Genomic DNA, 25,295 nt, shown 5'->3' with positions numbered 1-25,295 from the left:
TGCATTCCCACGCAGAGCGTGGGAACGATCAACATCTGACTGAAGAGATCAAGCATGAGCGACTCCGGCCGCGCCGACGCACTGTTAGCTGACCTGCCCCGCGACGGCCGTGGCCGACTCAAGGTTTTTCTCGGCGCCGCTCCCGGCGTCGGCAAGACCTATGCGATGCTCCAGGCTGCCCACACCCAACTGCGCCAGGGCGTAAAAGTCATCGCCGGGGTCGTCGAGACCCATGGCCGCGCCGAAACCGAAGCGCTGCTCGGCGGCCTGCCGCAGCAGCCATTGGTGCGCTCGGAATACCGTGGTGTGATGCTGGAAGAAATGGACCTCGACGGCATCCTCGCCGCCAAACCGAAACTGGTGCTGGTCGATGAACTGGCACACAGCAACGCTCCCGGCAGTCGCCATACCAAACGCTGGCAAGACATTCAGGAACTGCTCGCCGCCGGCATCGACGTGTTCACCACGGTCAACGTCCAGCACCTCGAAAGCCTCAACGATCAGGTGCGTGGCATCACCGGTGTGCAGGTGCGCGAAACGCTGCCCGACTGGGTGCTGCAGGAAGCCTACGAACTGCTGCTGATCGACTTGCCACCGCGCGAATTGCTTGAGCGACTGCGCGAAGGCAAGGTCTACGTGCCGGAGCAGGCCCGCGCTGCGATCGATGCATTTTTTACCCAGACCAACCTCACCGCACTGCGCGAGCTGGCGATGCAAACCGCTGCCGCACAGGTCGATAACGATCTCGCTCAGGGCTATCGGCAACTCGGTCAGGCCGCGCCGGCGGTGCGCGGACGTTTGCTGGTCGGTGTCGATGGCGATGCGCAGGCCGAACGCCTTGTGCGTCACGCCAGTCGGGTGGCGCAGCGTCGGCATTTGCCGTGGAGTCTGGTGCACGTCGACAACGGCACGGTGCGTGACGAGCAATCGCGTCTGCGCCTGCAAAGCGCTCAGCAGCTGGCCGAGCGCCTCGGCGGCGAAGTGGTGTTGCTGCGTGCCGGCGAAGTGGCGAAAACCCTGATCCAGCATGCCGCTGAACGCCGGGCGAGTCTGGTGCTGGTCGGCCAATCGCGACCGCGTCTGCGTCGTCGCTTGTTCGGTGGCGGCTTGGCTGCACGCTTGTTGCGGCAGGCCCATGGTCTGGAAATCAACGTCCTCGACAGCGATCAGGAGCAGCATCAACCGCGCCCTCGATCAACGCCGACACTGGTGTGGTTCGACTACGCGCTGGCGCTGGTCGCCACGGTGCTGGCCAGTGCCCTGGCGTGGGCGGTGTCGAGTGTGTTGCCGCTGCCGAATATCTCGCTGGTGTTCCTCGCGGCAGTGTTGCTGGTGGCGGTGCGCAGCAGTCTTGGCCCGGCGCTGGCCTGCGCGGCGTTGTCGTTTCTGACCTACGACTTTCTGTTCATCCCACCGAATTTTTCCTTCAGCATCCAGCGCGAAGAAGACGTGCTGACCTTGCTGTTCTTCCTGTTGATGGCGGCGCTCACCGGTAATCTCGCGGCACGTCAGCGTCGGCAATTGCAAGCGTTGCGCGACACCCAGGAAGAAACCAGCGAACTGCTCGATCTGTCGCGCAAACTCACCGCTGCTACTGATCGGCAGGCCGTGGTCAGCGCCGCTGCGCAGCACCTCAATGGCTGGAGCGATCTGCAATTGTGTCTGCTCAATCGCGACGGCCAGGGTGGCTGGAAAGTCGAGACCGGCGGGCCACTGGAATTCACCGAGTCCGAACGCGCCGCCGCCGACTGGGCCTGGCAGCACGATCAACCGGCCGGCATGGGCACGGGCACGTTGCCGTTCGGTCGCTGGTGGTGGTGGCCGCTGTCGGTCGAAGACGGGCCGTTGGCCTTGCTCGGTGTTTGCGCCAAAGAAGGCCAGACCCTGAGTGGCCAGCGTCGTCGTTTGCTCACCGCGCTCAGTCAGCCATTGGCGCAAGCACTGGCCCGCGCGCAACTGGCGGACGATCTGGAAGCGGCGCGCCTGCACGGCGAAACCGAGCAACTGCGCAGCGCCTTGCTCGCCTCGGTATCCCACGATTTGCGCACACCGCTGACCTCCATGCGCGGCAGCATTGACAGTCTGTTGGCCCTCGGCGAAGCGATCCCCCTGGAGGATCGTCGTGAGCTGCTCGAAGGCACCCGCGATGAAGCCGAGCGCCTCGACCGCTACATCCAGAACCTGCTCGACATGACCCGCCTCGGCCACGGCGCGCTGAAGCTGGCGCGGGACTGGGTGTCGCCGGCCGACATCGTCGGAAGTTCGCTCAATCGCCTGCGTGCGGTGCTCGCACCGTTGCAGGTCAGCACCGATGTGCCGGCCGAGTTGCCGTTGTTGTTCGTGCATGCGGCGCTGATCGAGCAGGCACTGGTCAATGTGCTGGAAAACGCCGCGCGCTTCTCGCCCCTTCACGGTCGTTTGCAACTGAGCGCCGGAGCGAATAACGATGAGATTTTTTTCTCGGTCAGTGATGAAGGGCCGGGCATTCCCGAAGATGAGCGAGCGAAGATTTTCGACATGTTCTACACCGCCGCCCGTGGTGATCGCGGTGGCCAAGGCACGGGGCTGGGCCTGGCGATTTGTCAGGGCATGGTCGGTGCGCACGGCGGACGAATCAGCGTTGGCGACGGCATCGATGGGCGCGGCACCCGCATCACCCTGCACCTGCCGTTGCAGACGCAACCGGGGATGGACGATGAAGCCTGATTGCGACTGCGCTACTCTCTTGCCAATCTTTTCTGTTGATGTGAATTCATGAGCCAGACTGCGACCATTTTGGTCATCGACGACGAACCGCAGATCCGCAAGTTCTTGCGCATCAGCCTCGCTTCACAAGGCTACAAAGTGCTCGAGGCCGGCACCGGTGCCGAGGGTTTGGCGCAAGCGGCGCTGAACAAACCGGACTTGCTGGTGCTTGACCTGGGCCTGCCGGACATGGACGGTCAGCAGGTGCTGCGCGAGTTCCGCGAGTGGGCCACGGCGCCGGTGCTGGTGCTGTCGGTGCGCGCCAGCGAAGGGCAGAAAGTCCAGGCGCTGGATGGTGGCGCCAATGATTACGTGACCAAGCCGTTCGGCATTCAGGAGTTTCTTGCCCGGGTGCGCGCCTTGTTGCGCCAGGCACCGGCGGGCGAGGCGCAGCAGGCAGCGCTGAATTTCGGCCCGTTGACCGTGGATCTGGCGTATCGGCGCGTATTGCTGGACGGCGCCGAAGTGGCGCTGACCCGCAAGGAATATGCGGTGTTGGCGCAACTGGCGCGGCATCCTGGGCGGGTGATCACGCAGCAGCAATTGCTCAAGGATATCTGGGGGCCGACGCATACCGAGGACAGTCACTATCTGCGGATTGTGGTGGGGCATTTACGCCAGAAACTGGCGGATGATCCGACGCAGCCGCGGTTTATCGTGACGGAGGCGGGGGTCGGGTATCGACTATTGGAGGGTGGGTTCAATCAGTAGTGAAGGACGCTGATTAAAAGCTCCGGGATTACTCGCGCATACCATTCGTCGGGACTGTCATTTCTGTCAGGTGCCAACCGCTATTCGCCCGCTGTAGCTTGCTCTCGCCGAGCTCACATATTCAACTGCCTGCGACTCGGTGACTAACTCGACCAACGGATCGACGTGGAGCACTTATGGACAAACTCGCCAAATTTGAAATGGATCAGTCTGAGGCTGTCATCACGGGAGCCGCTCATTCTTTACAGATGCATCCCGGATTGATGCCACACGGCTCGGCTGATACGACGCTATCAGCGTCAGCCTAGCGGTGGTAAAAAACCGTATAGCTTCGAGGTTAATGACCCACGCATTGCTAATGTCAACGATCAGGGCCTTGTCACTGCATTAAGTGCGGGTCAAGTCACGGTGACAGCCAAGGATGCGACAGGGCAACATAAAAGCTACATCTTGAGTATCCCTAACGGACATCGCTATTTTTCTTTAGGCCCGGGGCCACTGGCTACCCTGGTAGATGACGCAAATAGAGAAAGAGTGAGGTTGGCAGATATCAATGAGTTAAGGATTCTTCACCAGCGCTTTGGCGATCAGTGGCCGCTGAATGATGGACAGTTCTGGTCGACAACAGGGTCTACGGATAAGCCAGAGCCTCAGCCTCCTTATCCGATTGAAACCGGAATAAACGTTTACACGAAGAACCTGAAAACGGGAGTTGAGCAGACAAATGACACTGGCCATGTCTTTAATGCACTCGGCAGAAATCTGTAGGGGCAGGCCTTCAGCTATTTGCGAGTGATTCAGGGAGCTGATAGTCGGCTCCCTGTGCGTTGCATATAACCAAAATATCTAGGGTTTGCTGATGCGCTCATCCCTGTTCGCTGTCATACCGATCCAGCGTATCCCGCGCAATCTCGCGTCCCAACGCGATCAACTCCGGCGCCTTGTAAAACTCGAAAAACCGGCAAACCCGCTTCGGCACATTGATCAGGATATCTGGCGGGTATCCGGCAATCTTGTACTGCGCCAGCGAGGTCTGCATCACCTCGAAACTCTGGTTGATCAAATCCAGCAGCGAGGCCGGGCCGACGTTGTCGATGATGAATGACCCGGTGGCGGATTTCGGCGCGCCTTCGCGTTCGGGCGCGGCGGCGGGTTGCTGGGCTTCGGGTTCGGCGCCTTCGAGCCACGGGTTGATGTCGGCGGCCTCGGCGCGCAAGGCTTCCTGTTCCAGTCGCAGTAACTGTTCAGCTTGTGTCCGGCGGAACGGCATCTTCGAACCCAGCGAACTGATCAGGCTGTCGAACCGGCTGCGAAATGCCGCAGGACGCTGGATCACCGGCAATTTGTAATGGCGCTGGTTGGTCGAGTTGAGATTGACCGCGATGATCAGATCGCAGTGACTCGACACCACCGGCACGATTGGCAGCGGGTTGAGGATGCCGCCGTCGACCAACATCCGATTGCCCTGCATGACCGGAGTAAACAGACTGGGAATCGCCGCCGAGGCACGCATCGCCTGATGCAGGCAGCCTTCCTGAAACCAGATTTCTTGCTGATTGGTGAGATCCGCGGCGACGGCTGTATAGGGAATGCGCAAGTCCTCAATGTTGATCTCGCCAACGATCTTGCGGATCTGGCCGAAGACCTTTTCGCCACGAATCGCGCCGAGGCGGAAGCTCACGTCGACCAGGCGCAGCACATCCAGATAATCGAGACTTTCGATCCAGTTTTTGTAAACGTCGAGTTTGCCGGCGGCGTAGATCCCGCCGACAACCGCGCCCATCGAACACCCGGCAATGCAGGCAATTTCGTAACCGCGTTTCTCGATCTCTTCAATGACTCCGATATGGGCATAACCCCGGGCGCCACCGGAGCCCAGCACCAGTGCGACTCGTTTTTTCATCCAGCTTCCTCCCGACAAGGTTCCACAATGCACCCATCGCCGGGCTGGCTCAATCGCCGAAGTCGTTGAGTGCGCCGCTGACGTCGTTTTTTCGATACTGCATGCCCCTTCAGCGCTATCCTTCTCAGTTGCGCGGATTCAAGCGCCGGCAAGGCACTTTTTCGCCGCCTGACCGTCTTACCTGCACGACTGTTGACCTATTTTGAGGTGTAAGTGATGAAAGCCTGGATCTGTGTGCCGTTGATGGCTCTGGCATTGGCCGGTTGCGCCGGTAAAACCGCTTACCGCGACAGCTGTGGCAGCCAGCTCGATGCGGCGTGGCATGAACTGGATCTGGCCAAGGCCGAAGGTTTCGCCGGTACGGTCAGCTACTCCAAGGCCCTGTCGTTGCTGACGGCCGCCAAGACCCAACAGCAATTCGAGGGTTTCGAAGGGTGCAGCAACAAGGCCGAGAAGGCGCGTTTCTACATTCGCGAATCCCGCGCCGGACGCTAAGCTGCTGACGTAGCGCAAGGATGCGGCTGCGACACAACGGCAGACTCATCCGCAAAGCCATTTGAATCAGGAGCAAGTGATGTCTGCATTGGTTGATCGTCTGGTGGCCCATGTCCTGAGCCTGGAAGTGCGGCTGCTGGCCTGTCAGGCGCGATTGACTGCACGTACCGACCCCGAAGCGCTGCACGATCTGCGCACTACGGTACGGCGCTTGCGCAGCCTGTTGCGGCCGTTGCGTGGTTTGCCGGGTGTCGAGCAGTTGGAGGGCGCGGCGTCGGCGGTCGGCCAGTTGACCACGCCGTGGCGTGATCGCGAAGTGCTCGCGGCGTATCTGCTTCAACACGATCAGCCTGAAGCCGCGCAACGGCGTCTGTTGCAAATGGCCGAGGCCTATCCGGCACTGGCGGCGAGTCAGGAGGTGGCTTCGCTGTTGATGATGCTCGATGCGTTCCCGCGTTTTCTGCGCGCATCCCAGCGTCAAGGCTTGCTCAAGGGGCTGGATAAACGCATCGAAAAACGCCTCGGCAAACAATGGCAGAAACTCGACGAGGCGCTGCACGATCCGGCCCATGACCGCCATCGTCTGCGTCTGCTGATCAAGCGCGTGCGCTATGGCATCGAAGCCTATCCCGAACTGGATCGCTTGCCGCAACCGGCGCTGGAGCGTTTGAAGTCAGCCCAAGGCGCGCTCGGTGACTGGCACGATTGCTGGCAGTGGCTGGCGAAAGCCGAGCAGGAAGCGGACTTGCAGCCCTGCGTCGCGACGTGGCAGTCGACCATGCTCAAGGCCGAAGCCAAGGCTGATCGCGTGCTCGAAAAACTCAGTTCGACCTGCTTCAAGTAATCCTGAATCAACCCAAAACCCCTGTAGGAGTGAGCCTGCTCGCGATAGCGGTCTGACATTCAACAACTGTGTTGGCTGTCAGACCGCTATCGCGAGCAGGCTCACTCCTACAAGGGATTTCAGTGTGGCTGATATGGGTTTAAGGCCTTTCTGTCAGCGCATTTGACCGGAATAGACGCTGCGGCGCTGTCTTTGGCTGGTTAAGATCCCCGCATTCACTTTTCGCTTTCCGAGGTTGCCATGCGCTTTTGTGATCTGCTCGAGGCGGTCCGCCGCGATCCGCAACTGACCATTCCCGCCGAATGGGGTCAGGGCCGCGCCAGTTTTGGTGGTCTGGTGGCTGCGCTGCAATACGAAGCCATGCGCGCCAAGGTGCCGGCAGATCGCCCGGTGCGTTCGCTGGCGATCACCTTTGTCGGCCCGGTCGAACCTGAAGTTCCGGTGAGCTTCGAGGTGGATGTGCTGCGTGAAGGCAAAGCGGTCAGCCAAGTGCTGGGGCGCGCCATGCAGAACGGTCAGGTGGTTACGATAGTGCAAGGCAGCTTCGGTGCATCGCGGCCTTCGGAAGTGGCGGTTGAAGCCTATCCGGCAGCAGAAATGAAACACTGGGACGAATGCCCGGAGTTGCCCTACATCAAAGGCGTAACGCCTGAGTTCATGCGCCATCTGGCAATGCGCTGGACTGTAGGCGGCATGCCGTTCACCGGTACTCCATCACGGCTGATGGGCGGCTGGGTGCGGTTGCGCGGGGATGTGAGGGAAGAGCCGGTCAGTGAGGCGCATCTGCTGGCGCTGGTCGATGCGTGGCCACCGGCGTTGCTGCCGTACCTGAAGAAGCCGGCACCTGGTAGCACGTTGACCTGGACCATTGAGTTTGTTCAGCCGTTACATGATCTGAGCACGCTGGACTGGTGCAAATACCTCGCCGACATCGAATACGCCGCCGACGGTTACGGCCACGTCGCCGCCAAGTTGTGGAGCGCGCAAGGTCAGTTGATTGCGATGAGCCGCCAGACCGTCACGATCTTCGCCTGACTCAATGCCGACGGTGGCGCTCACGCCAGGCGCGCCACCAGCCGCCGCTGAGAAAGAAGCGCGGAAAAGTCAGAAACTGTTCAACCAACAACCGTGACACGGCATCTTTGCGATCACTGAACGGCTCGGAGGCTTGCGCCTCCAGGCTGTGACCGTGACGCTGCAAACCCAGCGCCGCGACGATACCGATCACGCCGATGGCCACACTGGCCAGACTCAGGCTGAACACCCCGGAAACTATCAGCAGAAACGCAACGATGAACAACGGCACGGCAATCAGATGCAGCACCAGATTGGTCGGGTGCTGATGATTGCCCGGGTACGCGCGCCATTGCCACGCGGGAAGGTTGGGGTGACGTTTGCCCATGTTGACTACTCCTCGATCCATGTTGAACACATGGGTTGAAGAATAGGCCGGGGCGGGGAGGGCGGCGAATCAAGGTTGGCTATTGAAGTGATAGGGACAATGGTCATATTTGATGCTGGTTCGGCTGACGCCATCGCGGGCAAGCCTGCTCCCACAGGGATCTCCACCGAACACAGATTCCGTGCACACCAGTGATTCTGTGGGAGCGGGCTTGCCCGCGATAGGGCCCTTAAAGTTTCAACTGCCCGATAGCCTTGCTCAATTCCCCGGCCAACGTCGCCAACTCATTACTGGTCGTCGCCGAATCCACCGTCTGTTGCACGGTGTTCTCGGTCACATCGCGAATGCTCACCACCGCGCGATTCATCTCTTCGGCCACCTGACTCTGCTGCTCCGCCGCCACGGCAATTTGGGTGTTGCTCTCACGCATCTGCGCCACCGCTCCGGTGATCTCCGCGAGTGCTTCGCCAGCCTCTTGCGCCTGCTGCACGCAGTCGTCAGCCTTGTACGAACTCTCCTGCATGAAATCCACCGCATCGCGCGTGCCGGCCTGCAATGCCGAAACCATGGTGGTGATCTCATCGGTTGAGGTCTGCACTCGTTTGGCGAGGTTGCGCACTTCATCGGCAACCACCGCAAAACCGCGGCCCATCTCGCCGGCCCGGGCCGCTTCAATGGCGGCGTTGAGCGCGAGCAGATTGGTCTGTTCGGCGATGCTGTGGATCACGCTGACCACGCCGTTGATCTTCTGGCTGTCCTCGGCCAGACGCTGGATCATCTCGGCGGTCTGCTGCACGCCGCTCGATAACCCGGCAATCGAATGCTGCACCCGGGCCACCACTTGCTGACCACTGCCCGCCAGACCGTCAGCGGTCTGCGACAGATCGCGGGTGGCGCCGGCGTGTTGGGCAATGTGATAAACCGTGGCGGTCATCTCGTTGATCGCCGTGGCGGCCTGATCGGTTTCGCTTTGCTGGCCGAGCATGCCGTGACGCACTTCGTTCATGCTTAATGCCAGGCGCGCGGCACCGACATCCAGTTGCCGCGCGGTGTTGGCCACGGTGGTCACCACGCGTTGATAACCGGCCTGCATCGCGTTGAAGGCATTGGCCATCTGCCCGACTTCGTCTTTGCAGGCCAGCGGCACCCGGGCGGAAAGGTCACCGCTTTTTTCGACATGCAACATCACATCTTTCAACGTGTTGAGCTGGCTGAGCAGGAAGCGGATCAACAGTTGCGAAGCGCCGAGCATCGCCAGCATCAGGATGAGCACGGCCACCGCGTAATTGGCGAAACGTTCGCTGAATACCTGCGTCAGGCTTGGGCCATAGGCGATCACCGCGACTTGCTCACCATCGGCGCGACTGAACACTTCGGCGCCCATCAACGGGTTGTCGCCGAACAGCGGCATGTGATTGATCTCGTTCCAGCCGTGGTTGTCGGTGATCTCCAGCAGCGGTTGATCGTTGAGGCGTGGCGCTTCTCCACGTTTGAAAGTCAGCACCTGATCGGCCTTGGGCAAGGCTTGGCCGACTGGCCAGGCCTTGAGCAATTGCGCCTGAGCCTGAGCGGACGCCCGCGCCGCGTGGCTGCGGGCCTGCTGTTCAAGTTGCACGGCGTACAACACCAGCAGCAGGGTGGTGACGAAGGCGACCGCGTTGACCGCCCAGAATTTGTATTTCAGCGAGATATTGCTAAGCCAGGCACCCATGGAGGTCTTCTCTGATAGCGGAAACAGTTTTGGCAAGGTGCCAGCATTGTGCCGCTACGCAGGTCTGCAGATCTTGATATGGGTCAACAGACGATGGGGTCCCGCCTTTGTAGGAGTGAGCCTGCTCGCGATGGCGGTGTGTCAGTCGCCTCAAAGTTGAATGAGCTGCCGCCATCGCGAGCAGGCTCACTCCTACAGGGGGAATTCTGGTGTGTCAGGAGAGACTGGGGAGCTTGAAGAATGCGCGGGCGCACGCAGTGCTATGCGCCGCCAGATCTTCCTCGGTCTCACCTCGATGCAACGCTACCTCGCGCAGCACTTCGGTCAGATACGCCGGTTCATTGCGACCATTCTTCGGCTTCGGGCGCAAGGTGCGCGGCAACAGGTACGGCGCATCGCTCTCCAGCATCAGCCGTCCGCGTTTGATCTCTTTGACCAGCGGATGCAAGTGCGTGCCCCGGCGTTCGTCGCAGATCCAGCCGGTAATGCCGATGTGCAAGTCCAGGTCGAGATAACTGAACAGCGCCTTTTGCTCGCCTGTGAAGCAATGCACCACGGCGGCGGGAAGGTGATCGCGGAAGTCTTTCAAGATTTCCAGCAGGCGCTGACTGGCGTCACGTTCATGCAGGAACACTGGAAGTTGCAGTTCGACGGCCAGTGCCAGATGTTCTTCGAGGACTTTTTCCTGCTGCGGGCGCGGCGAGAAATCACGGTTGAAGTCCAGTCCGCATTCACCCACCGCCACCACGTTGGTTTCCTTCAGCAAACTGCGCAGACGGCGGGCGCTGTCAGCATTCCATTCACTGGCCGAATGCGGATGAATCCCTGCGGTGGCGAACAGGCGTTGCCCGCCGTCATCCAGTTGCTGGCACAGCTCCAGTGCTTGCTCGCTACCCTCGACGCTGGTGCCGGTCAGCACCAATTGGCAGACCCCGGCCGCATAGGCGCGGTCGAGGACGGCCTGGTGTTTGTCGGCGAAACTTGGGTTGGTCAGGTTGACGCCGATATCGATGAGTTGCATGGTTGCTACCTCGGGCCGAAGGCCGGAAAGCATACCAGAGCTGTAGATTCATAAGAAAAGCCAAGAACTACAACGAGTTATAGCTGTCTTTTGATGCCGCGACGCAGCCCGGTTTGGCAAAGTTGCCACTACTGTGCCAGTCTCTCGCACTTTGCCAGCGCTCATGGCGCTCTGTTTTCGTCGGTGATTTCGACCGTTCAGCGGTGAAATCGCCCCGTATTCTTTTCGGAGAGTGGATGGTTCGTCCCTCGGTTTTGTTGCTGTTGTGTGGATCGTTGCTACTGCCGATGACGGCGGTTGCGCGCCTGCCCGGGCCGCTACAAGCCGTGCCGGCAGCGAAAGTCCGCGATCTGGCGGAAATTCGCAGCAGTCGCGTGCTGCGGGTGCTGGTCAACCAGAGCCGCAACAGCTCCGGCGAAGTCCAGGGTCAGTCCATCGGTATCGAATACCATCGCCTGCGCGCCTTCGAGCAATACCTCAACGGTCATGCCCGTGACGGTCAGGAAATCACTCTCAAGATCATTCCCAAAGCCAAGGATCAATTGCTCGGTGCATTGCAGCGCGGCGAAGGCGATCTGGTCGCGCCGGGTGAATTGCTTGAGCTGCAACCGGGGCACGCGGTAGCCAGCAGTGAGCCGATCGCCAGCAACGTGCCGCTGGTGCTGGTTGGCATCAAGGGCGAGCGGCGCTACACCAAGGTCGAGCAACTGTCCGGTAAAACCCTCGCGTTGCCCACCGGCAGTGCGGCGGGCGAAGCGGTCAGCCAGCTCAATCAGAAACTGGCCTTGCACAAACTGGCGCCGATCAAGATCGAATGGGTCGACCCGACACTGGCGGTCGAAGACGTGCTGGAAATGGTCCAGGGCGGAATCTTTCACCTGACCATCGTCGAGCAACCGATTGCCGAGCGCTGGGGCAAGATCCTGCCAAAACTGCGATTTGATCGACAGGTGATGATCAGCGAACCGGGCGAGGAATACTGGTTCGTGCGCCGGGATGCTTCGATGCTGCGCGCGAGCATTGATCGCTTCCTCACCGGTTACAAGAAACCGGCGAACGAAGACGCGGCGTTCCTGCGCATCTATCGCCGTCTCTATCAAGTTCACTATCCATTGGCCAAGGCTGATCGCCAGCGTCTGGAAAAACTGCGGCCAACCCTGCAAAAGCATGCCGAAGCGCAGCGCATGGATTGGCTGAATCTGGCAGCACTGGCGTTCAAGGAATCGGCGCTGCAACCCAATGCCCGCAGCGGCAGTGGCCCGACCGGCCTGATGCAGATCACCCCGTCCGCCGCGCAACGGGTCGGCGTCAACAATATTCAGAATCTCGATGCAAACGTGCAGGCCGGAGCCAAGTACCTGGCAATGATCCGTCGCAAATTCTTCAACAGCCCAAAACTCAATGAGCGCGAGCGCATGGCGTTCACGCTGGCGGCCTACAACATCGGCCCCGAGCGAGTGCAGGGCATGCGTGCCGAGGCCCGCCGGCGTGGGTTGAATCCCAACCAGTGGTTCTTCCAGGTCGAGCGCATCGCCATGGAGCAGGTGGGAATGGGGCCCGTCAGCTATGTTAATAGCGTGAACAAGTATTACTTGGCGTTCGACCGGGAGCGGGAGTCGTTGGAGCCCGGGGCGCAGAAAGTCGTCTCACGAAAATGATCGAATAATTTGATTGTTATGGCGGAATATTTGCGCTTTTAACATGAAATTAACTGATTAATATAGCGGCCAACCAACACACACAACTTCTCGCAAAAACAAGGAACGCCCCATGAGCTCTCTGATCAACAAAGTACTGTTCACCCGCGCTGGTTACGGTCTGACCATTCTGCGCATTGCTGTCGGCGTGATCTTCGCCGCCCACGGTTCGCAGAAGCTTTTCGGTCTGTTCGGTGGTTACGGTCTGGCGGGCACCGCGCAGTACATGGACAGCATTGGCCTGCACCCGGGCTACGTGATGGCTACGCTGGCTGGCGGCACTGAATTCTTCGCTGGCCTGGCATTGATCATCGGCCTGCTGGTGCGTCCGGCCGCGCTGGGTCTGACCTTCCTGTCGCTGGTGGCAATCTTCACCGTGCACATCAGCAACGGCTTGTTCATGGCCAACAACGGCTACGAGTTCGCACTGGCCCTGCTCGGTGGCAGCCTCGCCGTACTGATCGAAGGTGCCGGCAAGCTTTCGGTGGATCGCGCCATCGCCGGTTGAGCGCTCTAGGTCAAGCCAAAAGGCCCGCATTGTGCGGGCCTTTTTTGTTGCGGCTGATTCTTGACACTGATCGGTCACGTTCTCTAGGATGTTGCCCATGCGCCGATTTAAACAGCTACTTGCGGGGCGCCAGGTGACTTCAACAGTTGCCGTCAGAAGCCGGAACAGGGCTTCGAAATACCGCTAAAGCGCTGGTTCGGTGTTGCCTCTCACCTGCCATGCAGACTTTTGAGGCAGAGACACGAAACGATGAATGCACTACGCCCTCCAGCACGTCCCGCGCCGATCACGGCACATATCACCCAGCGCAACCCGAAAATCCTCCTTGGCGGTAAACATCAGCCGACGCTGTTGCGTTATCTCGATGGCTGGCCACGTCGCAGTGGCGGTCCTGCCGCGTTCCTGATCCAGTTTGTTGAAGACGGCGAGTCGCTGGTGCGTTTCGCCAGTGACAGTTTTGATCTGGCGGTGATTCAGGCGCCGTGTGCGCAAGATGCGCCGGAGATGATCAAGCAACTGACCCGCGTTGCACGACAGGGCCTGATCACTCGCCGCTGATACGCCTTACAGGTATTCGATCGCCACGATATAGACGAATTGCTCGCCAGTGGGCGTTTGTACTCGCACTTCTGCATCCAGCGCCTTGCCGATCAAGGCGCGGGCCAATGGCGAGTCGATGCTGATCAGGCCCAGTTTCAGGTCAAGTTCATCCGGGCCGACGATACGGTAGCGCGATTGCTTGCCGTCTTCGTCTTCGATGGTCACCCAGGCGCCGAAGTAGACCTTGTTCGGATCGCTGGGTTTTTCACTGACGACTTTCAATGCTTCCAGGCGTTTGGTCAGAAAGCGCACGCGACTGTCGATCTCGCGCAGCATCTTCTTGCCGTAGGTGTACTCGGCGTTTTCCGAGCGATCGCCCTGAGCCGCCGCCTCGCTGACCGATTGCGTCACCTGCGGGCGGCGCACATGCCACAACTCATGGAATTCAGCACGCATCCGCGCTTCACCTTCAGGGGTGATCAGCGCGGTGCCGGCGGTGCGGGGAGGGCGATAACGGCTCATGGCAACTTCTTGTGATTAAGACGGCTGGAGTCTATCAACCCTCGCGCAACACTGTCAGCGGACTTGCGTTGAGTGCCCGACGCGTGCCGAACACCCCGGCACCGCCAATCAGCGCCGCGCCAATCAGCGGCAGCACCAACAACCACGGATGCGGATGCCACGGCAGATCGAACGCGTAGCGATACAGCACCAGACTCACGACTTCCGAACCGATGGCCGCAAGCAAACCGCTGACCGCGCCGAGCAGGCCGAATTCGATGCGTCGGGCCTTGATCAGCAACTTGCGCTCGGCGCCGAGTGCCCGCAACAGCGCGCCCTGGCGAATGCGTTCATCCAACGTTGCCTGCAAGCCGGAAAACAGCACCGCCATGCCGGCCGCCAAGACAAACAACAATACATATTCCACCGCCAGAGTGACCTGAGCGAGGATGCTGCGCAGCTGTTCGAGCAGCGCCTCGACCTGAAGAATGGTCACCGCCGGGAAGGCCCGCGACAGCTCGATGATCTGCTGATCGTGACCGGGCGCCAGATAGAAACTGGTCAGGTAGGTTGCCGGCAGATCCTTCAAGGTGCCGGGCTGGAAGATCATGAAGAAGTTCGGCTGGAAGTTGTCCCAGTTGATCTCGCGCAGGCTGGTGACCTTCGCTTCACGATTGACGCCGCCAACACTGAACACCATGTGATCGCCGAGCTTGAGCTTGAGGCTTTCCGCTACTTTGCCTTCCACCGAAACGCCCGGCACATCGTCGGTTGGCTGATCTTGCCACCATTGGCCGGCAGTGAGCTTGTTGCCCGCCGGTAAATCCGCCGCCCAGGTCAGGCTCAAGTCGCGCTGCACCGCACGGTCGCCCGCCGAATCCTTGCTGACGATTTGCTGCACCGGTTCGCCGTTGATGCTGATCAGTCGCCCCGGAACCACCGGGTACAGCGGCGCCGCTTGCGCCGATACCTTGATCAGATGATCGGTGAACGCCTGTTTGTCCGCCGGCAGGATGTTCAGGGCGAAGTAGTTCGGCGCGTTTTTCGGCAACTGGTTTTGCCAGGTGTCGAGCAATTCGCCGCGCAGCAGGGCGATCAACGCCATCGACAATAGAATCAGACCAAACGCCAATGATTGCCCGGCAGCCGCCAATGGATGGCGCAACAGTTGGCCAAGACCCAGACGCCATGGCAGCGAAGCGCGGGCCAACAGGCGGCGCAAACTGTTCAGCAACAACAGCAGCAGCCCGCCGAGGATGACCGCCGCGACGACACCGCCACCGAGCAGGGCAAACGTCAGCAGCAGATCAAGACTCAAGCGCCACATGATCAGACCCAGCGCGCCCAACGCGGCGCCGTAAACCATCCAGGTGCTCGATGGAATCGGTAGCATGTCCCGACGCAATACGCGCAACGGCGGTACCCGACCCAGCGCGGCGAGCGGCGGCAGGGCGAAACCTGCCAGGGCCACCAGCCCGGTGCCGATCCCGGCAATCGCCGGAAACACACCACCCGGTGGAACATCGCTGGGCAGCAGATCATGCAGCAGCGCGAACAATCCCAGTTGTGCCAGCCAGCCGAGCAACGCGCCACTGAGTGCGGCGAACAGCCCCAGCACGGTCAGTTGCACACTGAACAGCAGCATGGTTTCCCGGCGTGACAAACCAAGGCAACGCAACAAGGCACTGGCGTCGAAACGCCGACTGGCAAAACGATTCGCCGACAACGCCACGGCCACACCGGCCAACAGAACCGCGACCAGACTGGCCATGTTCAGATAGCGCTCAGCCTTGCCCAACGCGCCGCCAATCTGCCGATTGCCGTCGCGGGCATCCTGAATTCGCTGGTTCGCCGCCAGGCCCGGTTTGATCAATTGCCGATAGGTTTCCAGCGCCTGTGGTTCGCCACGCCACAGTTCGCGAAAACTCACGCGGCTGCCGGGCTGCACCACGCCAGTGGCGGCAAGGTCATCGAGATTGATCATCACCCGGGGTGTCAGGCTATAGAAGTTGCCGGCGCGATCCGGTTCATAAGTCAGTACGCGAGTCAGTTTCAACGTCTTCATGCCGACATCGATGCTGTCGCCGATCTTCAGATCCAGCGCCGTCAGCAGGCGGGCTTCGACCCAGGCTTCGCCGGGTTGTGGTTCACCGCCGGATTGTTCTGCGGCAAAGGGCGCTGGCGCACTTTTAAGTTCGCCGCGCAATGGATAGGCACGGTCGACGGCTTTGATGCTCGACAACTGAATGCCATTGTCGGTGGCGATAACGCTGGAGAATTCCACCACTTGCGCATGCTTCAGGCGCAGCTCGGTGCCACTCCTGATCTGCTCGTCACGGGCCGGCGAGCTGCCTTCCAGCACCAGATCGGCGCCGAGAAACTCGGTTGCGCGCAGCATCATCGCGCCGTTGAGGCGGGCACCGAAATAACCGATGGCAGTGCTAGCCGCCACAGCGACAACCAACGCAAAGAACAACACCCGCAATTCCCCGGCGCGGGCGTCGCGCAGCAGTTGGCGAATGGCGAGACTGAACAGGCGCAACAGCGGCAGACGTGCCATCAAGGCTCCAGAGGGGCGACCAACAGCCCGGCTTCAAGACGGATCAGGCGCCGGCAGCGATGAGCCAGGCGTTCGTCGTGGGTCACCAGCACCAGGGTGGTGCCGCGTTCCTTGTTCAACTCGAACAGCAAGTCGCTGATGCGCTCGCCGGTATGGCTGTCGAGATTGCCGGTGGGCTCGTCGGCGAACAGCACGTCAGGCTCGGCGGCAAACGCACGGGCAATCGCCACACGTTGCTGCTCGCCGCCGGAGAGCTGGCGCGGCGAATGCGTCAGGCGCTGGCCAAGGCCGACGCGCTGGAGCAATTCGGTGGCACGCTCGCGGGCGTCTTTGCGGCCATCGAGTTCCAGCGGCAGCATGACGTTTTCCAAAGCGTTAAGACTGTCGAGCAACTGGAACGACTGAAAGACAAAACCGACATGCTCGGCACGGATACGTGCGCGCTGATCTTCATCGAGGTTGCTCAGGCTCTGGCCAGCGAGGGTGACTTCGCCGCTGCTGGGCAGGTCGAGGCCGGCGAGCAGGCCGAGGAGGGTGGATTTGCCGGAACCGGACGCGCCGACGATGGCCAGGCTGTCGCCCTTGTTCAGTTCCAGGCTGAGTTCGTGCAGGATAGTCAGTTCACCTTCCGCGCTGGGAACCACTTTGCTGAGGTTCTTCGCGGTGAGAATGCTTGCGCCCATGGAGAATCCGATGCGTGTGTGGTTTTTGAGTGCTGGCCTGGCCTTGACGTGCATGGCCCAGAACGCAGCGGCGGGTACTGTCCTGATCGTTGGCGATAGTATCAGCGCCGGTTTCGGACTGGATACCCGCTTGGGATGGGTGTCGTTGCTCGAACAACGGCTCAAGAAGGAGGGTTTTGACGACAAAGTGGTCAATGCCTCCATCAGTGGCGACACCAGTGCCGGAGGCCAGGCGCGGCTGCCGGCGCTGCTTGCAGAGCATAAGCCGGAACTGGTGATCCTCGAATTGGGCGGCAACGATGGCCTGCGCGGAATGCCGCCCATTCAATTGCAACAAAACCTTGCGGCGATGATCGACAGCTCCCGCCAGAGCGGCGCCAAGGTACTGTTGCTCGGCATGCAATTGCCGCCCAACTATGGCAAGCGCTACACCGACGCCTTCGCCGAGGTCTACGGCAAACTCGCCAACGACAAAAAGATCCCGCTGGTGCCGTTTTTCCTCGACGGCGTGGGCGGTCATCCGGACTTGATGCAGGCCGATGGTCTGCACCCGGCGGCCGGGGCTCAGGGCAAGTTGCTGGAAAATGTCTGGCCGACGCTAAAACCGCTGTTATGAGGCTTTTCTAAGGGCAGGCTTTCGGCTAATGTGGCGCCCCCTTATTTGGAGCCCCCGATGTCGCGTTCTGCCTGGTCCCTGTTTGCCTACCAACTGATCGAGCCTGACGAGCAGCTGGATCTGTTCGCCTGCCAGGAAGTGCGGGTGCATCTGGTGACCCGTCAACTCGAACTCGGCGGCTCGGCCGATCGCACCCTCTGCGGCAGTCTGCTGCCGGCGCAGCCGCGCTGGTCGAGCGTGGATCGCCGGGTGTTTCAGGATCAGCGCCTATGCTCGCTGTGCCGGGCGATTCTGGAGTCGCAGAAGCGCGGCACGTCGCCGATCTGGCCTGAGTTGCGATTCGAGCTTTAAGATCAAAAGATCGTCCGATCGCGGCCCGAGCCTGCGGTAGCTCCTGCATTAAGAGTTCTGGCTGCCCATCGGCGTGTCTCCCCGAATATTCAAAGTGCGGTGTACAATCGCGCTCTTATACCCTTGTTGATCATGCGAAGGATTTTCCGGATGTTGCCGCGCTTTCCTGCCGTCACCCGCTGCCTGTCACTTGCCGCCCTGTGTGTGGCCGGTCCCGTTGCTGCATTGGAGTTTCCCCTGCCACCACCCGGTGAAGACATCATCGGCCAGGTGCAGGTGATCAAAGCCAAGTACGAAGACACCTTCGCCGACCTGGGCACAAAGTACGATCTGGGCTATTCGGAAATGGTCGCGGCCAACCCGGGCGTCGATGCCTGGTTGCCCGGTGCCGGCACCGAAATCGTTCTGCCGACGCGCTTCATTCTGCCGCCGGGCCCGCGCGAAGGCATCGTGATCAACCTTGCCGAATACCGCCTCTACTATTTCCCGAAAGGCCGGAACGTGGTGTACACCTTCCCGCTGGGTATCGGTCGTGAAGGGTGGGGTTCGCCGATTGCGCACACCTCGATCACCGCCAAGACACCGAACCCGACCTGGACTCCGCCAGCCTCGATCAAGGCTGAACACGCCGCCGACGGTGATCCGCTGCCGAACGTGGTGCCGGCCGGTCCCGACAATCCGCTGGGGCCGTTCAAGTTCACCCTCGGCACGCCGGGCTACCTGATCCACGGTTCGAACAAGAAGTTCGGCATCGGCATGCGCACCAGCCACGGCTGCTTCCGCATGTTCAACAACAACGTGCTGGAGATGGCCGGCATGGTGCCGGTCGGTACCTCGGTGCGCATCCTCAACGATGCTTACAAGTTCGGGCGCAGTGGCGGCAAGGTCTATCTGGAAGCGCACACGCCGATCGACGACAAGGGCAACCCTTCGGTAGTCGACAAGCACACCGCGGTGATCAACGCGATGCTCAAGCGTGAGGACATCACCAACAACCTGCGCATGAACTGGGATGTGGTGCGTGACGTGGTTGCGGCCGAGGATGGCCTGCCAACGGAAATCGGCACGCCGGGCACCTCGGCGCCCATTGTCTCGAGCGCACCGATCGACCTGCAACAGTAAGCTGAGAAACAAAACCCGCCGATGTCAGCATCGGCGGGTTTTTTAATGCCCGGACAAAAGCATCGCGCATAAAAAAGCCGACCCAAAAAATGGGTCGGCTTGATAACAATCCCGAGGGATTATTACTTGCGGCTAGCTTTGTCCAGCATGCGCAGAGCACGCTCGTTAGCTTCGTCAGCAGTCTGTTGTGCTTTTTGAGCAGCAGCCAGAGCTTCATCAGCTTTACGGTAAGCTTCGTCTGCACGAGCCTGGGAGCGAGCAGCTGCGTCTTCAGTAGCGGTCAGACGTGCTTCGGTTTCTTTCGATGCGCTGCTGCAACCGGTAGCCAGAACTGCGGCCAGAGCCAGAGCAGAGAATTTCAGAACGTTGTTCATCGTGTTCCCCTTCAAGGACTTTCAATTAAGTGGCTGTCTCCTCCGATTGAGGAAATAGCCGGCGTACATACTACCCATTACTTGTAGTAAGTAAACTGACGTAAGGCAAGAAGCAAAAAAAATTGTAGGCGTTGATTCTTTTTCGAGCAACTTTTAACTGCGTTGTTTAAAAAATATCCAGCTGCAAGCCCCGAGCTGAGCGAGTTAATGAGAAAAAGTTCCCGTTGCTCCGTGCTGTTTTTGCAGTCTTGGCTAAAGTCTGTCTAGATGAATACGTCCATACTTTTGTTCCGATTTTGCGCACTGCTTCGCGTATCTTTCTGCATGTTGAGGTGACTTTAAAAAAGGCCGCACGTCTTAAGTCTCAACATCCGGCAATGTTCAGGTGAGCAGCCCGGGAAGATCTTCTCCCAGGCCCACCCTGCGTCCATCGGAGCAACCCCCGTCAACTCGCTTGATGACGAGCGTACCTTGAGCATTTTTGCCAATGGTGCCTACTATTTATCAGGTGCCAGGTTGCGCGAGATCGGTGTGGCTCTTCTCGGTGTCCATCAGGCACGGGGTGGCGTAGATGTTCCTTCGCCGGAAAAACATCGGTAAGGTAGGGGTCAGAATTCAAGACCCGCGAGGAGTAGTGATGAGCGAGGCGTTGTCCATCCACCATGACCAGGCTGGTCATCAGTTCGAGACCAATGTGGACGGTCATCGTGCCTACCTGACCTATATGGATCTGGGGAAACAGACCCTGGATATCTATCGCACCTTCGTGCCCAACGCCCTGCGTGGCCGTGGCATTGCCGCGGCGCTGACTGAAAGCGCGCTGCAATACGCCGAAGAAATGGGCTACACGGTGATCCCGTCGTGCTCCTACGTCGAGCGCTACATGGAACGCCATCAGAAGCGCGCCGCGAAAATCTGAATCGCACATACAAAAACGCCGGGCATTGCCCGGCGTTTTTTTATGCCTGTAAAACGCGTATCAGCTGCGCTGGCGTTTCGGCAGAACATCCTTGAGCTTGGCGTGCATGCTGCGCAGGGTGTTCTCGGTGGCGGACCAGTCGATGCACGCATCGGTGATCGACACGCCGTATTGCAGGTCGGCGAGATCTTTCGGAATCGCCTGGCAGCCCCAGTTCAGATGACTCTCGACCATCAGGCCGATGATCGACTGGTTGCCTTCGAGGATCTGGTTGGCAACGTTTTCCATCACCAGCGGTTGCAGGGCCGGGTCCTTGTTGGAGTTAGCGTGGCTGCAATCGACCATGATGTTCGGCTTGATCTTCGCTTTGTTCAGCGCCTGCTCGCACAGGGCAACACTGACCGAATCATAGTTCGGCTTGCCATTACCACCGCGCAGCACCACATGACCGTAGGCGTTGCCTTTGGTGGTGACGATCGACACGCCACCTTCCTGGTTGATACCGAGGAAACGGTGCGGGCTGGAAACCGACTGCAAGGCGTTGATCGCCACGGTCAGGCCGCCGTCGGTGCCGTTCTTGAAGCCTACGGCCGAGGACAGGCCGGAAGCCATTTCGCGGTGGGTCTGGGATTCGGTGGTACGTGCGCCGATGGCCGACCAGCTGATCAGGTCCTGCAGGTATTGCGGGGAGATCGGGTCGAGGGCTTCAGTGGCGGTTGGCAGGCCTTTTTCGGCCAGATCCAGCAGCAACTGGCGACCGATGTGCAGACCGTCCTGGATCTTGAACGAGTCGTCCAGATACGGATCGTTGATCAGGCCTTTCCAGCCGACCGTGGTGCGCGGCTTTTCGAAATACACGCGCATGACCAGATACAAGGTATCGGAGACTTCCGCAGCCAGCACCTTCAAACGGTCGGCGTATTCGTGGGCAGCCTTGATGTCGTGGATCGAGCACGGGCCGATCACGACGAACAGACGGTGGTCAGTGCCATCAAGAATGTTGCGAATGACTTCACGGCCCTTGGTGACGGTGCGCAAGGCAGCACCGCTCAGAGGGATATCACGCTTGAGCTGATCGGGAGTGATCAGGGTCTCGTTAGAGGCGACGTTTAGGTCGTTGATCGGTAAATCAGCCATCGTTTACTCGTCAGGTCACGGGTGCCGGCCGCCAGCGATCCCCGCGCGGCGGAGCACAGCAGATTTAAGCGCGTCGGGGAGCGGAACCTTAGCGCGTTACGCGCCTGCTCGACAATGGGCAAACGCCGCTTTAATCCAGCACTGGCTGGGCAAAAGCCTTGCGAACGCTGTCGTGGGAGAACTCATCGGCATGTTGTTCGACCCATTGCAGGGCCAGCGCCTGGATATCCTGCAGGTCATCGTGGGCATCGTTCATGCGGCAGTAGCGTTCGATCTGACACACCTGCTCACCCATTCGCGCGCTGAACAGCGTTTGTTCGTCGGTGAACGCTATCCCCACCAGATAACCTTTTTTGCGACGCAGACACCACGCCACATAGCCCGGATAACAGATGTCGGCATTGAGCGTTGGCATGCGCACTTGCAGGGCCGTGCCATGGCGCCAGGCACGGTGGTAATTGCAAGCGATGCCGCCGAGGCTGATAGTGTGCAGCTGTTGCCTGGAAATGCACTCAGGCGTGAGCAAGGTTAATTCAACCGGCACCTCGTCCGGATGAGGAATGAAACGTCCCATGAGCACAGACTCCCTGTGTCGGCCATTTGACATTGTTTCCCCCAGTATAGTGGTCGAATCCGAACTGACCGATTTCGACGCCGACCAACGGCTTTTGGCGATGAGCGGCGTTTCGCTGGTGATTTTCACCAGCGTCGGCTGCGCCAGTTGCCGTTATGCCCGCGAAGTGTTGCCGGATATGGCGCTGGCGATTGATCGCCTTTGCTGGATCGACGCTGGCAACAACGGCGGGTTGGTGGAGCGGTATCAGGTCTTTCATTTGCCTGCGCTGTTTGTCGTGCGCGACGGCGAGTTCTTTGGGGCATTGCACACGCGCCTGACGGCCGATGCGCTGAACGCAGCGCTGGCGCAGGCACTGAGTCGAATTGCAGAGGAGTTGCCATAAATGGGGACAATCAACAAACCGGTCGTGGGGATTATCGGCACCGGTGCCATCGGCGGGTTTTACGGCCTGATGCTGGCGCGTGCCGGTTTCGATGTGCATTTTCTGCTGCGCAGCGAGTTTTCCGCGGTGGCCGAGCACGGCCTGCAGGTGGACAGCGCGGTGCATGGTCTGCTGACGCTCAACCCGGTGCAGGCCTACTCTTCGGCTGAAGACATGCCCAAGTGCGACTGGCTGCTGGTGGGCGCCAAGACCACCAGCAATGCCAGCCTTGCGCCATCGATCATTCAAGCGGCAAAACCCGATGCGAAAGTGCTGGTGCTGCAAAACGGCCTCGACGTCGAGGACAGCCTGCGTGAACGGCTGCCTGACTCGCTGCATCTGCTCGGTGGTCTGTGCCTGATCTGCGTGCATCGCGAGGGCCCCGGGCAGGTGACCCACCAAGCACTTGGCGCGGTGAACGTCGGCTACCACAGTGGCCCGGCGGCTGATGACATTGCGCGTATGGTGCTTGTCGAGGAAGGTTCGGGACTGTTCCGCGCCGCCGGCATCGATTCCCAGGCGATGCCCAATCTGCATCAGGCACGCTGGCAGAAACTGATCTGGAACATCCCCTATAACGGTCTTTCGGTATTGCTCGGCGCCAGCACTACGCCGCTGATGGCCGATGCCGACAGCCGCGCATTGATTCAGGCGTTGATGGCCGAAGTGGTGCAGGGCGCCAAGGCGTGCGGTGTGGAAGTGCCAGCCGGGTATGCCGATTTCCTGTTTACGATGACCGAGAAAATGGCCGATTACTGGCCGAGCATGCATCACGACTTTTTGCATAAACGACCGCTGGAGCTGGAGGCAATCTACGCCCGACCACTGGCGGCCGCCAAAGCGGCGGGGTGTGAACTGCCGCGAATCGAGGCGCTGTATCGAACATTGAGCTTTATTGATCGACGCAACACTTGAGTCGTTTTTTTGCGGGTGCTGGGGGAAAACATGGCGAAAAACATTGATGACAAACTGGTGCTGGCGATCTCGTCGCGCGCTTTGTTCGACCTGAGCGAGAGCCATAAGGTCTACCTGTCGAGCGGCGTCGAAGCCTATCGGCAATATCAGATCGAGCACGAAGACGAGATCCTCGCGCCCGGCGATGCCTTCCCCCTGGTGGAAAAACTCCTGAGCCTGAACAGTCGCCTCGGCCGCGCCCGGGTCGAGGTGATTCTGGTGTCGCGCAACAGCGCCGACACCGGGTTGCGCGTGTTCAACTCGATTCATCACTACGGCCTGGCGATTTCCCGCGCAGCGTTTGTGGGGGGCGCAGTCCTTATCCGTATCTCAAAGCCTTTGGCTGCGACCTGTTTCTTTCGACCCACGCCGAGGATGTACGCGCAGCGCTGGATGCAGGTTTTGCCGCTGCGACGATTCTGTCCGGGGGCGCCAGCCGAGCGGCCAGCGATGAGTTGCGCATCGCCTTCGACGGCGACGCGGTGATTTTTTCCGACGAATCGGAACGGATCTATCAGTCCGGCGGACTCGAAGCGTTTCAGGCCAAGGAGCGTGAGGCCGCACGCGAGCCATTGCGCGGTGGGCCGTTCAAGGGCTTTTTGGCGGCGCTCAATCTGTTGCAACGCGAGTTCCCCGACGACGACTGCCCGATCCGCACGGCACTGGTCACCGCACGTTCGGCGCCGGCGCATGAGCGAGTGATCCGTACGCTGCGGGAATGGGACATTCGCCTCGACGAATCACTGTTCCTCGGTGGCCTGACCAAATCGGCGTTTCTCGAAGCGTTTGCCGCCGACGTGTTCTTCGACGATCAGGCCGGCCACTGCGAACTTGCCCGCGAAGTGGTCGCCACCGGTCACGTACCCCACGGCATCAGCAACGAACCGTCGATCTAAAGCCCCTGTGCTTCAAGACGTTGCGTCGCACGTCGTACTCGTCAAGGCACTGCTAAGCTGAATCAAATCTCCGCCATGTTGGCTTGCGAGGAGGTCATATGATTCGTTCGATGCTGTATGCCACTGACCTCGGTCTGTACGCACCGTTAGTGATGCAGCATGCCCTGGCTTTGGCGCGAACGTTCAATGCCGACTTGTATGTGGTGCACGCGGTGGAGCCGATGGGATTGTTTGCCGAGTCGGTGTTGCAGAGTTATCTCGACGAGCAGGCATTGAACGAATTTCACAGCCAGGGTCTGAAAACAGTCATCGCCAACATCGAACAGCGGGTACTGGAGAGCTTTCGCGAAGAACTGGGGGACGAGGGCGAGCAGGATCTGCAGCGCATTCGCGCGGTACGCGTGGTGCAGGGCGATCCGTCGCAGGTGATTCTTGACCAGGTGCAGAAACTCTCTGTCGATTTGCTGATCGTAGGAAGTCACAGCCACGGGGTGGGCGCGGAAACGCCGTTGGGCCGTACGGCGGCGCGGGTCCTGCAGTTGGCCAAGGTCCCGGTTTATCTGGTGCCACTGGTGGAGCGTCGGCGGCGGGAGGATCGCTGAGTCAG

Annotated in this window: 26 protein-coding genes and 1 pseudogene; 17 read left to right on the top strand and 10 right to left on the bottom strand. The window is 60.1% G+C overall.

Annotation, left to right across the window (positions count from 1 at the left end; genetic code table 11):
• The first annotated feature begins 54 nt into the window (after positions 1-54).
• From KI231_RS20860 to KI231_RS30380, 3 genes are all read left to right on the top strand, one after another.
• Positions 55-2,706, top strand: a complete 2,652-nt coding sequence (locus KI231_RS20860; RefSeq protein WP_213026217.1) for a DUF4118 domain-containing protein — start codon at positions 55-57, stop codon at positions 2,704-2,706.
• A 48-nt stretch (positions 2,707-2,754) separates the two neighbouring features.
• A complete protein-coding gene (locus KI231_RS20855) occupies positions 2,755-3,456 on the top strand; it encodes a response regulator (protein WP_213026216.1) in 702 nt (233 codons plus the stop codon).
• 279 nt (positions 3,457-3,735) lie between these two features.
• On the top strand, positions 3,736-4,224 hold the full coding sequence (locus tag KI231_RS30380) for an Ig-like domain-containing protein (RefSeq protein ID WP_213028823.1): 489 nt from the start codon (positions 3,736-3,738) through the stop codon (positions 4,222-4,224).
• Positions 4,225-4,321: 97 nt separating this feature from the next.
• Here KI231_RS30380 and KI231_RS20845 read toward each other — a convergent pair whose 3' ends face one another.
• Positions 4,322-5,359 (bottom strand): patatin-like phospholipase family protein, encoded by a 1,038-nt coding sequence (locus KI231_RS20845; protein ID WP_213026215.1) that lies wholly within the window; start codon positions 5,357-5,359, stop codon positions 4,322-4,324.
• A gap of 216 nt (positions 5,360-5,575) precedes the next feature.
• Between KI231_RS20845 and KI231_RS20840 the strand changes: the two genes are divergently transcribed.
• The 3 genes from KI231_RS20840 (at position 5,576) to KI231_RS20830 (ending at position 7,733) form a co-directional block, all read left to right on the top strand.
• Positions 5,576-5,854, top strand: a complete 279-nt coding sequence (locus tag KI231_RS20840) for a hypothetical protein (protein ID WP_064120270.1) — start codon at positions 5,576-5,578, stop codon at positions 5,852-5,854.
• Between the two features lie 79 nt (positions 5,855-5,933).
• Positions 5,934-6,698 (top strand): CHAD domain-containing protein, encoded by a 765-nt coding sequence (locus KI231_RS20835; protein WP_213026214.1) that lies wholly within the window; start codon positions 5,934-5,936, stop codon positions 6,696-6,698.
• Between the two features lie 240 nt (positions 6,699-6,938).
• Positions 6,939-7,733, top strand: a complete 795-nt coding sequence (locus KI231_RS20830; RefSeq protein ID WP_213026213.1) for an acyl-CoA thioesterase — start codon at positions 6,939-6,941, stop codon at positions 7,731-7,733.
• 1 nt (position 7,734) lies between these two features.
• On the opposite strand, the gene KI231_RS20825 is transcribed toward KI231_RS20830, so the two are convergent.
• The 3 genes from KI231_RS20825 to KI231_RS20815 all read right to left on the bottom strand — a co-directional run bounded on the left by KI231_RS20825 (position 7,735) and on the right by KI231_RS20815 (position 10,832).
• Positions 7,735-8,100 (bottom strand): DUF962 domain-containing protein, encoded by a 366-nt coding sequence (locus tag KI231_RS20825; protein ID WP_007908547.1) that lies wholly within the window; start codon positions 8,098-8,100, stop codon positions 7,735-7,737.
• Between the two features lie 229 nt (positions 8,101-8,329).
• Positions 8,330-9,811, bottom strand: coding sequence for a methyl-accepting chemotaxis protein (locus KI231_RS20820; protein WP_213026212.1), 1,482 nt, complete (start codon positions 9,809-9,811; stop codon positions 8,330-8,332).
• A gap of 214 nt (positions 9,812-10,025) precedes the next feature.
• A complete protein-coding gene (locus KI231_RS20815) occupies positions 10,026-10,832 on the bottom strand; it encodes a TatD family hydrolase (protein WP_213026211.1) in 807 nt (268 codons plus the stop codon).
• 236 nt (positions 10,833-11,068) lie between these two features.
• On the opposite strand from KI231_RS20815, the gene KI231_RS20810 reads away from it, so the two are divergent.
• The 3 genes from KI231_RS20810 to KI231_RS20800 all read left to right on the top strand — a co-directional run bounded on the left by KI231_RS20810 (position 11,069) and on the right by KI231_RS20800 (position 13,595).
• Complete coding sequence (locus KI231_RS20810) at positions 11,069-12,490, top strand: MltF family protein (protein WP_103304722.1); 1,422 nt, start codon at positions 11,069-11,071, stop codon at positions 12,488-12,490.
• A gap of 112 nt (positions 12,491-12,602) precedes the next feature.
• The gene (locus KI231_RS20805) at positions 12,603-13,037 is read left to right on the top strand and encodes a DoxX family protein (RefSeq protein WP_103304723.1); all 435 of its coding nucleotides are present in this window, start codon (positions 12,603-12,605) and stop codon (positions 13,035-13,037) included.
• A 249-nt stretch (positions 13,038-13,286) separates the two neighbouring features.
• The gene (locus KI231_RS20800) at positions 13,287-13,595 is read left to right on the top strand and encodes a class I SAM-dependent methyltransferase (RefSeq protein WP_213026210.1); all 309 of its coding nucleotides are present in this window, start codon (positions 13,287-13,289) and stop codon (positions 13,593-13,595) included.
• Between the two features lie 6 nt (positions 13,596-13,601).
• Here KI231_RS20800 and greB read toward each other — a convergent pair whose 3' ends face one another.
• Genes greB through KI231_RS20785 form a run of 3 tightly spaced genes read right to left on the bottom strand, consistent with a single transcriptional unit; the run spans position 13,602 to position 17,321 of the window.
• Positions 13,602-14,099, bottom strand: a complete 498-nt coding sequence (gene greB / locus KI231_RS20795; protein WP_008079921.1) for a transcription elongation factor GreB — start codon at positions 14,097-14,099, stop codon at positions 13,602-13,604.
• 34 nt (positions 14,100-14,133) lie between these two features.
• A complete protein-coding gene (locus tag KI231_RS20790; protein WP_213026209.1) occupies positions 14,134-16,638 on the bottom strand; it encodes an ABC transporter permease in 2,505 nt (834 codons plus the stop codon).
• A complete protein-coding gene (locus KI231_RS20785; protein ID WP_103304726.1) occupies positions 16,638-17,321 on the bottom strand; it encodes an ABC transporter ATP-binding protein in 684 nt (227 codons plus the stop codon). Before KI231_RS20785 ends, KI231_RS20790 begins: the two co-directional genes overlap by 1 nt.
• Positions 17,322-17,331: 10 nt before the next feature.
• On the opposite strand from KI231_RS20785, the gene KI231_RS20780 reads away from it, so the two are divergent.
• From KI231_RS20780 to KI231_RS20770, 3 genes are all read left to right on the top strand, one after another.
• Positions 17,332-17,937 carry an arylesterase gene (locus KI231_RS20780; protein ID WP_177431411.1) on the top strand — a complete coding sequence of 202 codons (606 nt, stop codon included), beginning with the start codon at positions 17,332-17,334 and terminating at the stop codon, positions 17,935-17,937.
• 57 nt (positions 17,938-17,994) lie between these two features.
• Positions 17,995-18,288, top strand: coding sequence for a hypothetical protein (locus KI231_RS20775; RefSeq protein WP_007908575.1), 294 nt, complete (start codon positions 17,995-17,997; stop codon positions 18,286-18,288).
• A gap of 150 nt (positions 18,289-18,438) precedes the next feature.
• Entirely contained in the window at positions 18,439-19,410 is a 972-nt protein-coding gene (locus KI231_RS20770; protein ID WP_103304731.1) for a L,D-transpeptidase family protein, read from the top strand.
• 122 nt (positions 19,411-19,532) lie between these two features.
• Here the strand turns inward: KI231_RS20770 and oprI are convergent, their stop codons facing one another.
• On the bottom strand, positions 19,533-19,784 hold the full coding sequence (gene oprI, locus KI231_RS20765; RefSeq protein WP_003199355.1) for an outer membrane lipoprotei OprI: 252 nt from the start codon (positions 19,782-19,784) through the stop codon (positions 19,533-19,535).
• A 637-nt stretch (positions 19,785-20,421) separates the two neighbouring features.
• On the opposite strand from oprI, the gene KI231_RS20760 reads away from it, so the two are divergent.
• Complete coding sequence (locus KI231_RS20760; protein WP_025113131.1) at positions 20,422-20,703, top strand: GNAT family N-acetyltransferase; 282 nt, start codon at positions 20,422-20,424, stop codon at positions 20,701-20,703.
• 60 nt (positions 20,704-20,763) lie between these two features.
• Here KI231_RS20760 and KI231_RS20755 read toward each other — a convergent pair whose 3' ends face one another.
• Positions 20,764-21,840: a 3-deoxy-7-phosphoheptulonate synthase gene (locus KI231_RS20755; protein WP_103304732.1), complete on the bottom strand. Its 1,077-nt coding sequence runs from the start codon at positions 21,838-21,840 to the stop codon at positions 20,764-20,766.
• Positions 21,841-21,970: 130 nt separating this feature from the next.
• Positions 21,971-22,414, bottom strand: coding sequence for a PilZ domain-containing protein (locus KI231_RS20750; protein WP_103304733.1), 444 nt, complete (start codon positions 22,412-22,414; stop codon positions 21,971-21,973).
• Between KI231_RS20750 and KI231_RS20745 the strand changes: the two genes are divergently transcribed.
• The 4 genes and pseudogenes from KI231_RS20745 to KI231_RS20730 all read left to right on the top strand — a co-directional run bounded on the left by KI231_RS20745 (position 22,413) and on the right by KI231_RS20730 (position 25,290).
• The gene (locus KI231_RS20745) at positions 22,413-22,799 is read left to right on the top strand and encodes a thioredoxin family protein (protein WP_103304734.1); all 387 of its coding nucleotides are present in this window, start codon (positions 22,413-22,415) and stop codon (positions 22,797-22,799) included. The two genes, KI231_RS20750 and KI231_RS20745, sit on opposite strands and share 2 nt — an antisense overlap.
• Positions 22,800-23,753, top strand: coding sequence for a putative 2-dehydropantoate 2-reductase (locus KI231_RS20740; RefSeq protein ID WP_213026208.1), 954 nt, complete (start codon positions 22,800-22,802; stop codon positions 23,751-23,753).
• 30 nt (positions 23,754-23,783) lie between these two features.
• A pseudogene (locus KI231_RS20735) lies at positions 23,784-24,688 on the top strand (5'-nucleotidase).
• Positions 24,689-24,786: 98 nt separating this feature from the next.
• Entirely contained in the window at positions 24,787-25,290 is a 504-nt protein-coding gene (locus tag KI231_RS20730; RefSeq protein WP_103304737.1) for a universal stress protein, read from the top strand.
• Positions 25,291-25,295: the final 5 nt, after the last annotated feature.

The organism is Pseudomonas sp. Seg1 (genome assembly GCF_018326005.1).
Lineage (GTDB): Bacteria > Pseudomonadota > Gammaproteobacteria > Pseudomonadales > Pseudomonadaceae > Aquipseudomonas.
The sequence above is the reverse complement of the archived record's forward strand: the minus strand, read 5'-3'. Positions and strand labels throughout refer to the sequence as shown.

Excerpts from the sequence above, each read along its gene's own strand:
- KI231_RS20860 (WP_213026217.1), top strand. The coding sequence starts at position 55 with ATGAGCGACTCCGGCCGCGCCGACGCACTGTTAGCTGACCTGCCCCGC.
- KI231_RS20855 (WP_213026216.1), top strand. The coding sequence starts at position 2,755 with ATGAGCCAGACTGCGACCATTTTGGTCATCGACGACGAACCGCAGATC.
- KI231_RS20845 (WP_213026215.1), bottom strand. The coding sequence starts at position 5,359 with ATGAAAAAACGAGTCGCACTGGTGCTGGGCTCCGGTGGCGCCCGGGGT.
- KI231_RS20840 (WP_064120270.1), top strand. The coding sequence starts at position 5,576 with ATGAAAGCCTGGATCTGTGTGCCGTTGATGGCTCTGGCATTGGCCGGT.
- KI231_RS20835 (WP_213026214.1), top strand. The coding sequence starts at position 5,934 with ATGTCTGCATTGGTTGATCGTCTGGTGGCCCATGTCCTGAGCCTGGAA.
- KI231_RS20830 (WP_213026213.1), top strand. The coding sequence starts at position 6,939 with ATGCGCTTTTGTGATCTGCTCGAGGCGGTCCGCCGCGATCCGCAACTG.
- KI231_RS20825 (WP_007908547.1), bottom strand. The coding sequence starts at position 8,100 with ATGGGCAAACGTCACCCCAACCTTCCCGCGTGGCAATGGCGCGCGTAC.
- KI231_RS20820 (WP_213026212.1), bottom strand. The coding sequence starts at position 9,811 with ATGGGTGCCTGGCTTAGCAATATCTCGCTGAAATACAAATTCTGGGCG.
- KI231_RS20815 (WP_213026211.1), bottom strand. The coding sequence starts at position 10,832 with ATGCAACTCATCGATATCGGCGTCAACCTGACCAACCCAAGTTTCGCC.
- KI231_RS20810 (WP_103304722.1), top strand. The coding sequence starts at position 11,069 with ATGGTTCGTCCCTCGGTTTTGTTGCTGTTGTGTGGATCGTTGCTACTG.
- KI231_RS20805 (WP_103304723.1), top strand. The coding sequence starts at position 12,603 with ATGAGCTCTCTGATCAACAAAGTACTGTTCACCCGCGCTGGTTACGGT.
- KI231_RS20800 (WP_213026210.1), top strand. The coding sequence starts at position 13,287 with ATGAATGCACTACGCCCTCCAGCACGTCCCGCGCCGATCACGGCACAT.
- greB (WP_008079921.1), bottom strand. The coding sequence starts at position 14,099 with ATGAGCCGTTATCGCCCTCCCCGCACCGCCGGCACCGCGCTGATCACC.
- KI231_RS20790 (WP_213026209.1), bottom strand. The coding sequence starts at position 16,638 with ATGGCACGTCTGCCGCTGTTGCGCCTGTTCAGTCTCGCCATTCGCCAA.
- KI231_RS20785 (WP_103304726.1), bottom strand. The coding sequence starts at position 17,321 with ATGGGCGCAAGCATTCTCACCGCGAAGAACCTCAGCAAAGTGGTTCCC.
- KI231_RS20780 (WP_177431411.1), top strand. The coding sequence starts at position 17,332 with ATGCGTGTGTGGTTTTTGAGTGCTGGCCTGGCCTTGACGTGCATGGCC.
- KI231_RS20775 (WP_007908575.1), top strand. The coding sequence starts at position 17,995 with ATGTCGCGTTCTGCCTGGTCCCTGTTTGCCTACCAACTGATCGAGCCT.
- KI231_RS20770 (WP_103304731.1), top strand. The coding sequence starts at position 18,439 with ATGTTGCCGCGCTTTCCTGCCGTCACCCGCTGCCTGTCACTTGCCGCC.
- oprI (WP_003199355.1), bottom strand. The coding sequence starts at position 19,784 with ATGAACAACGTTCTGAAATTCTCTGCTCTGGCTCTGGCCGCAGTTCTG.
- KI231_RS20760 (WP_025113131.1), top strand. The coding sequence starts at position 20,422 with ATGAGCGAGGCGTTGTCCATCCACCATGACCAGGCTGGTCATCAGTTC.
- KI231_RS20755 (WP_103304732.1), bottom strand. The coding sequence starts at position 21,840 with ATGGCTGATTTACCGATCAACGACCTAAACGTCGCCTCTAACGAGACC.
- KI231_RS20745 (WP_103304734.1), top strand. The coding sequence starts at position 22,413 with ATGAGCACAGACTCCCTGTGTCGGCCATTTGACATTGTTTCCCCCAGT.
- KI231_RS20750 (WP_103304733.1), bottom strand. The coding sequence starts at position 22,414 with ATGGGACGTTTCATTCCTCATCCGGACGAGGTGCCGGTTGAATTAACC.
- KI231_RS20740 (WP_213026208.1), top strand. The coding sequence starts at position 22,800 with ATGGGGACAATCAACAAACCGGTCGTGGGGATTATCGGCACCGGTGCC.
- KI231_RS20730 (WP_103304737.1), top strand. The coding sequence starts at position 24,787 with ATGATTCGTTCGATGCTGTATGCCACTGACCTCGGTCTGTACGCACCG.